This is a genomic window from Amycolatopsis heterodermiae (assembly GCF_034929455.1).
GTDB lineage: Bacteria > Actinomycetota > Actinomycetes > Mycobacteriales > Pseudonocardiaceae > Amycolatopsis > Amycolatopsis heterodermiae.
In genome coordinates, this window is sequence record NZ_JAYFSI010000003.1 from 394,257 (window position 1) to 406,741 (window position 12,485).

At 72.3% G+C, this 12,485-nt stretch carries 12 protein-coding genes; 2 read left to right on the forward strand and 10 right to left on the reverse strand.

Annotated elements, in window-relative coordinates; genetic code table 11:
- Window positions 1–145: 145 nt before the first annotated feature.
- Window positions 146–1,000: an alpha/beta fold hydrolase gene (locus VA596_RS17690; RefSeq protein WP_323328437.1), complete on the reverse strand. Its 855-nt coding sequence runs from the start codon at window positions 998–1,000 to the stop codon at window positions 146–148.
- Between the two features lie 90 nt (window positions 1,001–1,090).
- Between VA596_RS17690 and VA596_RS17695 the strand changes: the two genes are divergently transcribed.
- Window positions 1,091–1,681, forward strand: a complete 591-nt coding sequence (locus tag VA596_RS17695; RefSeq protein ID WP_323328439.1) for a TetR/AcrR family transcriptional regulator — start codon at window positions 1,091–1,093, stop codon at window positions 1,679–1,681.
- A gap of 55 nt (window positions 1,682–1,736) precedes the next feature.
- Here the strand turns inward: VA596_RS17695 and VA596_RS17700 are convergent, their stop codons facing one another.
- From VA596_RS17700 to VA596_RS17730, 7 genes are all read right to left on the reverse strand, one after another.
- Window positions 1,737–3,323, reverse strand: coding sequence for an alpha/beta hydrolase (locus VA596_RS17700; protein WP_323328441.1), 1,587 nt, complete (start codon window positions 3,321–3,323; stop codon window positions 1,737–1,739).
- A gap of 170 nt (window positions 3,324–3,493) precedes the next feature.
- A complete protein-coding gene (locus VA596_RS17705) occupies window positions 3,494–3,916 on the reverse strand; it encodes a nitroreductase family deazaflavin-dependent oxidoreductase (protein ID WP_323328883.1) in 423 nt (140 codons plus the stop codon).
- A 46-nt stretch (window positions 3,917–3,962) separates the two neighbouring features.
- Window positions 3,963–4,940 carry an L-histidine N(alpha)-methyltransferase gene (egtD, locus tag VA596_RS17710; protein WP_323328443.1) on the reverse strand — a complete coding sequence of 326 codons (978 nt, stop codon included), beginning with the start codon at window positions 4,938–4,940 and terminating at the stop codon, window positions 3,963–3,965.
- Window positions 4,937–5,695: an ergothioneine biosynthesis protein EgtC gene (gene egtC / locus VA596_RS17715; RefSeq protein ID WP_323328444.1), complete on the reverse strand. Its 759-nt coding sequence runs from the start codon at window positions 5,693–5,695 to the stop codon at window positions 4,937–4,939. The genes egtD and egtC overlap by 4 nt, the downstream gene beginning before the upstream one ends.
- Window positions 5,696–5,700: 5 nt before the next feature.
- Complete coding sequence (egtB, locus tag VA596_RS17720) at window positions 5,701–7,038, reverse strand: ergothioneine biosynthesis protein EgtB (protein ID WP_323328446.1); 1,338 nt, start codon at window positions 7,036–7,038, stop codon at window positions 5,701–5,703.
- Entirely contained in the window at window positions 7,035–8,303 is a 1,269-nt protein-coding gene (locus VA596_RS17725; protein ID WP_323328448.1) for a glutamate-cysteine ligase family protein, read from the reverse strand. The genes egtB and VA596_RS17725 overlap by 4 nt, the downstream gene beginning before the upstream one ends.
- 120 nt (window positions 8,304–8,423) lie before the next feature.
- A complete protein-coding gene (locus VA596_RS17730; RefSeq protein WP_323328451.1) occupies window positions 8,424–9,350 on the reverse strand; it encodes a LysR family transcriptional regulator in 927 nt (308 codons plus the stop codon).
- A gap of 118 nt (window positions 9,351–9,468) precedes the next feature.
- Between VA596_RS17730 and VA596_RS17735 the strand changes: the two genes are divergently transcribed.
- Complete coding sequence (locus tag VA596_RS17735; protein WP_323328453.1) at window positions 9,469–10,668, forward strand: Glu/Leu/Phe/Val dehydrogenase dimerization domain-containing protein; 1,200 nt, start codon at window positions 9,469–9,471, stop codon at window positions 10,666–10,668.
- A 43-nt stretch (window positions 10,669–10,711) separates the two neighbouring features.
- Here VA596_RS17735 and pip read toward each other — a convergent pair whose 3' ends face one another.
- Window positions 10,712–11,659 carry a prolyl aminopeptidase gene (gene pip / locus VA596_RS17740; RefSeq protein ID WP_323328455.1) on the reverse strand — a complete coding sequence of 316 codons (948 nt, stop codon included), beginning with the start codon at window positions 11,657–11,659 and terminating at the stop codon, window positions 10,712–10,714.
- A gap of 67 nt (window positions 11,660–11,726) precedes the next feature.
- On the reverse strand, window positions 11,727–12,455 hold the full coding sequence (locus VA596_RS17745) for an ESX secretion-associated protein EspG (protein ID WP_323328457.1): 729 nt from the start codon (window positions 12,453–12,455) through the stop codon (window positions 11,727–11,729).
- Between the last annotated feature and the right edge of the window lie 30 nt (window positions 12,456–12,485).

Genomic DNA, 12,485 nt, shown 5'->3' on the forward strand with positions numbered 1-12,485 from the left:
GCCCAGCCGGAAGCCTCCGGTGAGCGCGCGCCTGGCCGTCCGACGACTGTCCGCTGGCATGTGCCGCTCACCTCGCTTCCGTTGCTCGTGGTTGATCAACCGCACCACTATAACGCCTGGCAGGCGGCTTGCGCTGTGATGATCACTACGCCCAGTGGCGCCGCAGGTGCGGCACGAGATCTTCGGGCCGCTCGTCGGGGAAGAACAGCTTCGCGCCGGGCACCTCGACGACCTCGGTGACGCCCGGGACGGCGTCGGCGAACCGGTACGCCCACTCGATCCCGAAGTTCGGGTCGCCGGTCCCCCACACCAGGAGCGTCGGGACGCGGAACTCCTTGAGCAGCGGCTCGATCGCGTCGAGCTCCTCACCCCGGACCGAGGTCAGCAGGCGCTCGAACTGCCGGGCCGCGTCGAGCGTCCCGAACACCGGGCGAGTGAAGGCGTCCAGGACCTCGTCCGGCACCTGCTCCGGCCGCTCGTAACCCCCGGCGAGCGCACCGGTCCGCGCCCGCTGCGGGTCCGCGGCGAGCCGGACCGCCAGCGGCGCGAGCTGCCCGCGCTCGGCCAGTTCGACGACCGGGCGGAACGCCTCGGGCGGCAGGTTGCCCTGGGTGTCGCAGTTGGTCAGCGTGAGCGTCCGCAACCGGTCCGGGTGGTGCACGGCGAAGACCTGGGCGACGGCGCCGCCGGTGTCGTTGGCGACCACGTCGAGCTCACCCAGGTCCAGGGCGTCGCAGAAGTCTCCGAGGAGCCGCGCGAGTCCGTTCAGGCTCAGGTCCTGCTCGGGCGTCACCGGCGAGGCGCCGTGGCCCGGCAGGTCGGGCGCGACGCAGCGGCGCTCCCCCGCCAGCTCGGTGATCGCCGTGCGCCACAACAGGTTGCTCGTCCCGGCGCCGTGCACGAAGAGCGCGACCGGCCCCTCGCCGACGTCGGTGTAGCTCACGTCGCCGGACGCGGTCGACACGCGGCCGCGGTGCTCCGCCCAGGTTCGCAGGTCCATCGGTAGAGTCCCTCCAGAAGAAAACCGACTGTCGGTCTAGTATCAACAGACCGACAGTCGGTTTGTCAACGACGGAGGCAGCCGACCGGCATGAACAAGAAGATCGACCGTGGCCAGGCGACCCGCGACCACCTCGTCGCGGTCGCCACCGGCCTCTTCACCGAGCACGGGTACGACGGCACGTCGATCGAAGCCGTGCTGAAGGCCGCCGACGTCAGCCGCGGCGCGCTCTACCACCACTACGCCGGCAAGGACGCGCTCTTCGCCGCCGTGCTGGACACGGTGTACGAGCGGGTCGAGGCCGACGGCGTGGTGGCGACCCGCGGCGTCACGGACCCGGCGGAGACGCTGCGCGCCGCCTGCCAGGCGTGGATCCGGAGCACCGGCGACCCGGTGGTGCGCCAGGTGCTGCTGATCGACGCGCCCGCCGTGCTCGGCTGGCAGCGCTGGCGCGAGGCCGACGAGCGGCGCACCCTCGGCAGCATCAAGGCCCTGCTGCGCCGGGTGGCCGCCGACGGCCGGATCCCCGTTCCGCGGGTGGATTTCTACGCGCACGTCCTGCTCGCCGGGGTGAACGAGATCGCGATGCTGGTCGCCCGCGCCGAGGACCACGCGGCCGCGGCCGCCGACGCCGCCGAAGCGACCGGGGAACTGCTGGACCGGCTGCTGGGACCCCAGTGAAACGGGCCGGGTGACGCCCGTTCGGCGTCACCCGGCCCGCGCCGGAACTCGCGTGTCAGCCCTTCGCGACCGCCGTCTCGAACGGCTGGACGTTCGGCTGGAACACCTGGCCGTTGGCCGGCACCTTGAGGTCGGTCAGGTACGCCGCCACGGCCTGGTCGACGCCGAGGGCGTCACCGAGGATGCAGTGGCCGAACGCGTCGACCGACAGCAGCCGGGTGTTGCCGAGCTCGGCGGCCATCCGCTGGCCGAACTTGTAGCGCGTCGCGGGGTCGTAGTAGTTGCTTACCACGACGACCGGGACGTCGGTCTTAGCCTGCCACGGACCGCGGTAGACGTCCGGCTTCTTCGCCGGCCACACCGGGCAGCCCGCCGTGTCGGCGAACGCCTGGTAACGGCCGAAGGTGGGCGACTCGCGCTCCCAGCTGCTGGCGATGCCCGGCACCTGCTCCTGCTTGATCTTGAACGGCTTGTCGGAGCAGTTGACCGCGAAGTACGAGTCGTCGCTCGTGTAGGGGCTGTCCGGGTTCTGGTCGGCCAGGCCCTGCTTGCCCTTCGTGATCACCTTGAGCTGCCGGGCCTGCAGGGTCTGCGCCTGCGCGCCCGCGGGGTGGATCGCGTCGTAGAGCGACTGCAGGTCCTCGGCCAGGCCGGGGAACGCCGACGGCGAGTACAGGACGCTCGACACCGCGCCGGTGAAGGCGTTGATGTCGACCGAGCCGCCGCCGGGGATGGTGATCGGCTGCTTGCGCAGGTACTCGCGCAGCTCGTCGAACTTCGCCCGCGGGGTGCCGTCGCTGAACGCGCACTTGGCGCCGACCTGGTCGCAGCGCTTGAGGAACCCGTCGAGCGAGACCTCGAAGCCCTGCGCCCGCTCGCGGTCGTACTCGACGCCGTCCTTGGTGCGCAGCTGCGGGTCGACGTTGCCGTCGATGACGATCGCGCGAGACTGCTTCGGGAACATCGACGCGTAGGTCGAGCCGATGAGCGTGCCGTAGGAGAAGCCGACGTAGGTCAGCTTCTTGTCACCGACCGCCGCGCGCAGCGTGTCGAGGTCGCGCACGACGTCCTTGGTGGACATGTGGTTGAGCAGCGAACCCGCGTTGTTCTTGCAGAACTGGCCGTAGTCGCGGTAGCTGGCCAGCGTGCCGGAGATCTCGGCGCGGCTCAGCGGCACCGGGATCTGGGCGCCGAAGACCTCGTCCGCGTCCTCCTGCGTGGTGAAGCACCGCAGCGGGTTGCTCTGCCCGACCCCGCGCGGGTCGAAGCCGATCAGGTCGAAGCGGTCGACCACCTGCGGCTGGAAGTAGAACTGGCCGCTGATCGGCATCCGCAGGCCCGAACCGCCGGGGCCGCCGGGGTTGAGGAACAGCGAGCCGACCCGCGAGGCCGGGGTGCGCGCGGCGCGCTTCAGCAGCGCGATGTCGATGGTGCCGAGAGAAGCGTTGTCGTGGTCGATCGGCACGCGGTAGCGCGCGCAGCTGTACAGCTTCACCTGGTCCGCGGGCACCCCGGCCAGGGTGTCGGCCGAGCAGGTCCCCCAGGCGACCGGCGCGGTCGCCCCGACGACGGCGGGCTTGGCCGCCGCGTCCGGCGCCGCGGCCGCGGTGCCGGCCGTGCCGGCGAGGCCGATCCCCGCCACGAGCGCTCCCACCAGCGCGAACGAGCGTACCCGGCCCCTTGTGGATCTCCGCAAGACGTTCCTCCCTAGGTCACGCACTCGCCGCGCACTCGAGGCATCACGGCGCGTTACCCGGGAGAGACTGGCACAAACCGGTGAAAGCCGTCACCGTCCAAAAGGATGGTGGGAACCTATCGGGCGACCCGATTCAGGACGAAAACGGGCAACGGGCGCCCGGCCTCCTCCTGCTCCATCGCGTACCCGGGCCAGAACTCGAGCAGCTCGCGCCACATCGCGGCGTACTCCTCGCCTTCGAGCTCGCGGGCGACGACCGCGACGGGCCGTCCGGCGAGCGCGACCTCGGCCTTGGGGTCGGCCCGCAGGTTGAGGGTCCAGGCGGGGTTGTTCGGGCGCCCCCAGTTGGACCCGGTCAGCACGAAGTCGCCGCCGTGCGGGAAGTAGAGCAGGTTCGTGCTGCGGGGCAGCCCGCTCTTGCGGCCGGTGGTCGTCAGGCGCAGGGACGGCAGCCCGGCGAGCGCCACGAGGCTCACCCGGCCGCCGAACACCTTGTGCAGTTTCTTGTCCGCCCAGACGACCACGCCGGCCGAGCGCATCAGCCACGGCTTCGTGCCGAGGGCCCGGGCCAGTGCCCGGAGAGGATTAGCCACGCACAGATCTTGCCAGGCTCACCCCGAAGCGCTGCTGGGAGTCGGTCCACCACTTCTCGAGGGCGAACCCGGCCGCGGCCAGCTCCGCCTCGACGCCGCCGGGCCGGAACTTCGCGGAGATCTCGGTCCGGATGTGCTCCCCCGCGGCGAAGTGCACGGTCAGGTCCGCACCGGGGATCTCGACGGTCAGGTCGGTGCGGGCGCGCAGCCGCATTTCGATCCACTCGTGCTCGGCGTCCCAGTGCGAGACGTGCTCGAACTCGTCGAGGTCGAAGTTCGCGCCGAGCCGGGCGTTGATCACCCGCAGCACGTTCATGTCGAACTCCGCCGTGACCCCGGCCGCGTCGTCGTAGGCCCGCTCCAGCGTCTCGGCGTCCTTCACCAAGTCGGTGCCCAGCAGGAGCCACTCCCCCTCGTCGAGGACCTCCCGCACCGACCGCAGGAACTCGGCGCGCTCGGCGGGCAGGAAGTTCCCGATCGTGCCGCCGAGGAAGGCCACAACCCGCGGCTGGCCGCCGGGCAGCAGGGCCAGGTGCTGGGTGAAGTCGCCGACGACGCCCCGGACCGTCAGCCCCGGGTAGTCCGCCGAGATCGACCGGGCGGCGTCGGCCAGCGCGGACTCGGAGACGTCGAGCGGGACGAACGCCTCCAGCGTGCCGTGGCCGGTGAGCGCGTCGAGCAGCAGCCGGGTCTTCTCGCTCGAGCCGGACCCCAGCTCGACGAGCGTGTGCGCGCCGGTCAGCTTCGCGACGTCACCGGCGTGCGCGGCCAGCACCTCGCGCTCGCTGCGGGTCGGGTAGTACTCCGGCAGCTGGGTGATCTTCTCGAACAGCTCGCTGCCTTCGGCGTCGTAGAACCACTTGGGCGGCAGCCACTTCCGCTCGGCGGTGAGCCCGGCGACGACGTCCGCACGCAGTTCGCCGGTGACGGCGTCGCCGGAACGGTGGTGGTCGAGATCGGGTTCGGTCATGAGATGTCCTCCTCGGTCAGGGGAAGCAGTTCCACGCCGGCCGCGGTGGCGCGCACGACGTGGTGGTCCGGGACGGGCGTCCAGCGCGGATCGCCGTCCACGGGTTCGGACGCCAGCAGCACGCCCTCCGGGGTTTCCAGCAGGGACAGTGCGTGCGTCCAGGTGGTGCCGATCAGCGTTTCGCCGTCGGTGAGCAGGAAGTTGAGCCGGGAGCCGGGTGCGGCCGCCTCGACGGCGGTCGTCAGCCAGGCCACCGCCGCGAGCGGGTCTTCCCCGGCCGCGAGCCGGGCCCGCAGCAGGACCCAGAGCACGACCGAGTCCGTCGGCGCCTCCAGGGTCAGCAGCTCGGTGACCGGCAGGGTCTTGGCCAGTTCGGCCAGTGAGTCCGGGAAGCCGCGGACGACGCCGTTGTGGCTGAACAGCCACCGGCCCGTGGTGAACGGCGCCGCGGCCGCCTCGGTCACCGGCATGCCGGTGGTGCCGTTGCGGGCCGCGGCGACGAACGCGTGGGTGGTGACCGCCGCGGCCAGCGGCGGCAGCGCCTCGTCCGTCCACAGTGGAGTCGAGCGCCGGTGCCGCAGGGGCAGCTCGTCCGGGCCGAGGTACCAGCCCAGCCCGAAGCCGTCGGCGTTCACGGTGCCGCCGCCCCGCATGTCCGCCGGGGCGTAGGACTGCACCAGCAGCGAATGCGGCGCGCGGAAAACCGCCTCGGCGGGCGAAACGGGCGCGCCGAGGTAGGCGATGTGCCTGCACATGGCGCCTAGCCCACCTCGCCCGGGCCCGCGTCGCGGGCCGTGCGGAAGCCGGCGAAGATCTGCCGCCGGATCGGGTAGTCCCAGTTGCGGAACGTGCCCCGGATCGCCGCCGAGTCGGTGCCGAACGAGCCGCCGCGCAGCACCTTGTACTCGGGCCCGAAGAACACTTCGGAGTACTCCCGGTACGGGAACGGCGCGAAGCCCGGGTAGCCGTACAGGTCGGTGCTCGTCCACTCCCAGACGTCGCCGATCAGCTGGTGCACGCCGGTGGGTGACGCGCCGGCCGGGTACGCGCCCGCCGGAGCCGGGCGCAGGTGCCGCTGGCCCAGGTTGGCGTGCTCGGCGCCCGGTTCCTCGTCACCCCACGGGAAGCGGCGCGACCGGCCGGTGGCCGGGTCGAACCGCGCGGACTTCTCCCACTCGGCCTCGGTCGGCAGCCGGCGACCCGCCCAGGCCGCGTACGCCTCGGCCTCGAAGTACGAGACGTGCACGACCGGCTCGTCGGCCGTGATCCGCTCGTAGACCCCGAACCGGGTGCGCCACCAGCCGTCCTGCTCGCGCTTCCAGAACCGCGGTGCCGTGATGCCGTTCCGGGTGCGGTAGGCCCAGCCTTCCGGGCTCCACCAGGCCTCGTCGTCGTACCCGCCGCCGTCGAGGAACTCGGCGTAGGCCCCGGAAGTGACCGGTGTGGTGTCCATCCAGAACGCGTCGACGGCCAGCTCGTGCGCCGGGCGCTCGTTGTCCAGCGCCCACGGCTCGGCCGAGGTGCCCATGGTGAACGCGCCACCGGGCACCAGGACCTCGGCGGGCAGGGCACCCGACCGCGCGGGCGGCGGCTCGGGCGCGTGCAGCACCGGGTCGCCCTGGCGCAGCTGGTGCGTGGCCAGCATGGTTTCGTCGTGCTGCTGCTCGTGCTGGGTCACCATGCCGAACGCGAAGGCCCGCTCGGTGAGCCGGCGCCCCTGCAGCGGCACCCGCTCCAGCACGTCGAACGCCTTTTCCCGCACCTCGCGGACGTAGCTGCGCGCCTCGGCCGGGCCGAGCAGCGGCAGCGCCGGCCGGTCGGCCCGGGCGTGCTGGAACGCGTCGTAGATGTCGTCGATGTCCGGGCGCAGCGGCTCCCGGCCGCCGACGTCGCGGACCAGCCACAGCTCCTCCTGGCTGCCGATGTGCGCCAGGTCCCAGACCAGCGGCGACATCAGCTTGGAGTGCTGCTTGATCAGGTCTTCGTCGTCGACCGCGTCGGTCAGCGCGATACTGCGCGCCCGGGCCCGGGTCAGTGCCTCCGCCGCACGGGCGCGCAGCTGCTCGGCGCCCAGTTCGTTCGACTCCGTGGTGGTCATGCTTCGCTCCTCGATCGGTACGCGCGCCCCTGCACGCTCTCGCTGATCTCGGTTACGGATTCCGCGCTCAGCCCGGTGCTGCCCAGCTCGGCGCAGCCGAGGTCGGCCAGCGCGGCCGCGACGGCCGCCAGCTCCGGATCGGCCAGGCCGCGGCCCGCCGCCCCCGTCCACCGGTCCGCCACCGGCGCGCACAGGCCGCGCACCTTGTCCACCGTGGACGGACGGGCGAGCAGCGCGGCGACCAGCGCGGTCGGTGCCAGCCACTCACCCGGTGGTTGCGCGTCGAGGTACCGGATCTCCAGGTACCCCTGCGGGCGGACGGGGGTGAACATGGTGCTGAGGTGGTAGTCGAGGTCCGCCGACGTGGGCCTCGGCAGCAGCGCCGCCGAGCCCCGGCCCTCGATCCAGTCGGCGAACGTCAGCCCCTCCGGCGCGTCCCACGGCCGGTCTTCGCGGGGCAGCACCATCAGCGGGGTGTCCATCATGCGCGCGGCCCACTCCGCCGCCGGGTCGTCCGACACGCCCGCCGTGCGCGTGCGGATGGCCTCGGTGTCGTGCACCGCGAGCCAGCGGGCGGAGGCGTACCCCGTGTCGCGTCCGGCGTGGACGCGGGAGTTGGCGAAGAGGGCGAGCAGCGGCGGGCCCATGGCGTGCGCGGCCGCCCAGCGGGCGGCGTGGTGCTCGGCCTCCCCGGCGTCGAGGCACACCTGCAGGCCGGCGGTGCTGCACATCATCGTGAGGCCGCCGGGACCGATCGGCGCGAACCGGCGTTCCATCGCCGCGTAGCGCGGCGTGCTCAGGAGCCGGCGCGGCGCGCGGTGCGCGTCGATACCGGATTCACCGAGCTGGAGGCCGCGGGAGGCGAGGAGTTCACCCAGGTGGCGGAGATCGGCCGAGACGACCGCGTCGAGTTCACGCAGCGTGGCCTGGGGATGGGCGGAGATTTCGACCTGGCCGCCGGGCTCGAGGCTCACTGGTGAACCGGCCGGGAGCGGGGTCGCGGGGCTGTCGGGGCGCAGTGTCCGCGGGGTGTGCGGGCCCAGCGCCGTGGCGAGGAGGTCGGGATCGAGGGGTCTTGCCGGGTCGTCGGCGTGGTGCACGGTGAACTCCAGCTCGACGCCGGTCAGGCGCGGTGGACCGTGCTTGAAGCACACCGATGCCACATACGCCTCCCCGGCCGCGCGGTCCGCCAGGACCCGCGCGGTGCGGTTCGACGCACTACCCGACTTTTCGGGAAACTCGTGCACCGTAGACGCTTCTGTCATGTCAATCCTGTCCCGTGTGGTGGAACTTTCTCGACTTCGGACGCTACACGCGGGGTACGACAAATTCAGGGGTGATCCTGCCCCTCAGGACGGGGTCACCACTCCGTAAGAAGTCCCGGATCAGGGCAAAGCGGATTCCGTGCCCAGCCCCAGTTCGGCGGCCGAGGCCCGAACGGCCTCGATCACCAGGTGCAGCGCGGGCCGCCGGAACGCGGTCCGGCGGTAGGCGATGGACACCGTCCGCAGCAGCGGTGTCGTGAGCGTGACGACGTCGATCCCGGGCGGGCGCAGCAGGCGCAGGCCCAGGTCGGAGACGAGGGTGATGCCGAGCCCGGCGCCCACCATGGCCATCGCCGTGGACTGCTCCTCGACCTCGTGGTTGATCTTGGGGGCGAACCCGTGGCGCCGGCACGCCGTGCGCATCGCCCGGCCGAAGTGCGACTTCGGGCTGGCCAGGATCCAGGGGTGCTCGGCGAGGTCGTCGAGCGACGCCGAACCCGTGGGCACCGCACCCCTCGGCACGGCCGCGTGCAGCCGTTCGACGGCCACGACGGCCCGCTCCAGTCCGGCGTCCCACGGCATCGGCGCGTCGGAGTAGTCGATGACGAAGGACAGGTCGAGCACGCCGTCCCGGACCGCCTCGGCGGTGTCCTCCGGGGCCAGTTCCCGGGTCCGGACCTCGATGCCCGGGTGCGAACCGGCCAGCGTGTTCAGCGCTGTGGGGAGCAGGCCGGAGGCCACCGACGCCCAGACGCCGGCGACCAGCCGGACGGTCCGCGCGTCCTGCGCCTCCTCGAGTGCGAGCGTGGCCCGCTCGACCGAGCCGAGGATCTCCTCGGCGTGCTCGGTGAGCAGCTTGCCCAGCTCGGTGAGCTGGACCCGGCGGCCCAGCCGTTCGAACAGCTTGGCCCCGACGTCCCGTTCCAGCTGCGCGAGCTGCTGCGACACCGCCGAAGCGGTGTAGTGCAGGGCCGCCGCGGCGGCGGTGACGGTGCCCCGGCGGTGCAGCTCGCGGAGCATCTTCAGCCGATGCAACGAAAGCTCCATGCACCAAACCTAAACGAGATCGTGCAGCAGCGTTAAATGGACGCGAACGCCACCCGGGGCGCACGCTCGTGGTGGCGGTCACGAGGCCGCCCCCGACTCCCCGGAGGTAGTGGCCCTGATGACCCCCCGCAACGCCGAGCCGCTGATGCGGCTCTCGTGGACCGACCCCGTCACCGGCGCGAACGGCTACCTCGTCGTGCACAGCCTGGTCTCCGGCGTCGCCACCGGCGGCACCCGCATGCGGGCAGGCTGCACCATGAGTGAGGTCGAGGACCTCGCCCGGGGCATGGCCAACAAGACCGCGACCTTCAACCTGCCGGTCGGCGGCGCGAAGGGCGGCATCGACTTCGACCCGAAGGACCCGCGCGCCTTCGGCGTCCTGACGCGCTTCTGCTCGTTCCTCCGGCCCTGGCTGGACGCGCACTGGGTGACCGCGGAGGACCTCGGCGTCCCGCAGCACCTGATCGACGCGGTGTTCGCCGACCTCGGGCTGGAGCAGTCGTACCACGCCGCGATCGGCCGGTCGGCCGATCCGGAGCGCACCCTGCGCCGGGTCCAGGCCGGCCTCAACGCCCCGGTGCCCGGCGGGCTGCTGCTCGGCGACGTCGTCGGCGGCTACGGCGTGGCGCAGGCGTGCCTCGGCGTCGCGTCGGCGTGGGACTGGGACGTGCGCGAGACGACCGTGGCGATCCAGGGCATCGGCACCATGGGTGGCGGCGCGGCCTTCTACTTGCACGAAGCCGGGATGAAGGTCGTCGCGGTCGCCGACGCCGCGGGCACGCTCTACGCGCCCGAAGGCCTCGACATCCCCGCGCTGCTCGACCTGCGCGACCGCTTCGGCGAGGTGGACCGCAAGCGGCTGCCGGCCGGGATCAAGGTGCTCCCGCGGGACGCCGTCGTCTCGACCGACGCGGACATCTTCGTGCCGGCGGCGATCTCCTACGCGCTGCGGCCGGACAACGAGAACCTGGTCAAGGCGAAGGTCGTCATCGAGGCGGCCAACGCGGCGACGACACCGGAAGCCGAAGCAGCGCTCTCGGCGCGGGGTGTGGCCGTCGTGCCGGACTTCGTGGCCAACGCCGGTGCCGCGGCCTGGGCGTGGTGGCTGCTGCTGGGCGAGGTCGGCGCCGACCCGGCCGACTCGTTCCTGCGGCTGCGCACCGAGATGCAGTCCAAGGTCGCGCTGCTGCTGGCCGACTGGAAGATGGACCGGATCCCCTTGCGGGTCACCGGCCTGAAGCTGGCGGAGACGAACCGGGCCGCGCGCGCCGAAGCGGCGCTGGCCCCCGAGGGTGAGCCGGCGCTGCTCATCCCGTGAGCCGGGAGGTCCGTGCGGCGCCTCGCCGCACGGACCACGGCCTTCAGCTCGCGAACCGGTCGGTGGCCCCGACCAGGACGTCCTGCATCGAGACGTCCTGCGTGCTGTGCCCGACGTCGTCGAGCAGGACCAGTTCGCTGCCGGGCCAGCCGTGGTGCAGCAGCCACGGAGTGCCGGTGATGTTGCTCGTGTCGAGCACGCCTTGGGCGAGCACGGCGGGGATGCCCGCGAGCTTGCCCAGGTTGCGCAGGATCTCGCCGTCGGGCAGGAACGCCCGGTTGCTGAAGTAGTGCGTGACCAGCCTCGCGAAGCAGAGCCGGTAGACCGGGTCCTCGAAGACGTCGTGCGGCGGGACGCCGGGGAGCATCGCGTCTTCCCAGGCACACCAGCCGGCCGCGGCCTTGTGGTGGACCTCGGGATCCGGGTCCAGCAGCAGCCGGTTGTAGGCCGCGGAGAGGTCGCCGTCGCGCTCGGCTTCCGGAACGCCGTCGCGGAACTTCGCGAAGCCCTCCGGGAAGTACGCGCCGAGGCCGCGGATGAGCATCTCGACCTCGAGGAACCGGTCGGTCGCCAGGCCCATCAGGACCAGTTCGCTGACCCGGTCGGTGTGCCGCAGCGCGTACGTCAGGCTGAGCACGCACCCCCACGAACCGCCGAACAGCAGCCACTTCTCTATGCCGAGCCGTGTCCGGAGCAGTTCGAAGTCGGCGACGAGGTGGTCGGTGGTGTTGGCGGACAGGTCGGCGGCCGGGGCCCCGGCGTGCGGGGTGCTGCGGCCGCAGCCGCGCTGGTCGACGAGCACGACCCGGTACTTCGCCGGGTCGAAGTACCGGCGGAGGTTCGTCGAACAGCCGGAGCCGGGACCGCCGTGCACCACCAGCGCGGGCTTGCCGTCCGGGTTCCCGCAGGTCTCCCAGTAGATCTCGTGTCCGTCGCCGACGTCGAGCATGCCGTGCTCGTACGGTTCGATCACGGGGTACAGCCCAGCCATCAGCGCGTCCTTCCCAGCGGAATACAACAGCGCTGTCACATTAGCGGCGACGGGGCGGCTTTTCGACTCAGTTGAGCGAGCCGGCCAGCTCGTCGAGCGTCTCCGCCAGCTCCCGCGGGCCCGCCGGGCCGATGTGGATGACCTCGTCCTCACCCGCGCCGGCGGTGTAGCTGAGGTAGCGGCCCCAGTCGGTGTCGGCGTAGTGCAGCGGCTGGCGCAGGCAGGTGTGGCGGCCGACGTCGTCCCGGCGTCCGACGTAGAGCTCGCCGCTGCCGGTCACCGGTCGCTGCACGAGGCTGACGACGTCGGCGATCGCCGGGGACAGCGGGTGGGCGTCGGCCCCGCGGCGGGCGGCCTCGGCCAGGTCCGCCACCCGGACCGTGCGCGGGTTGCCGCCGCCCGGCCCGACCGGCGGCAGCTGCTCGACGAGCGACTCGGCGAGCCGGTTGCGGTCGATCTCCTGCACGCCGACGTGCGTCCCGTCGGAAACGGCCAGGATCGCCTGAAGCCCCTTCGCCGCGGCGAGCACGCCGTACGTCTGGCCGCCCGTGCCGACCCAGCCGTAACACTCCCGTGCCGGTGCCACCAGCAGCGGCAGCCAGTCGAGGAAGTCGACGGAGGCCCGCCCACGCCGGTCGACCAGCCCGGCCTCCGCCAGCGCGTCGTCGATCCGCCGGCCGGCCTCGTCACGCTCCTCGTCCGAGAGCCACAGCGGCTCCGGCCGCAGGGTGATGTGCAGCTGGCCGACCTGCTCGCGCTCCGCCAGCGCGGCCAGTGCTTCGACCGGAACATCCACCCGGCCTGTTGCCACGTCCACCCGCCTACT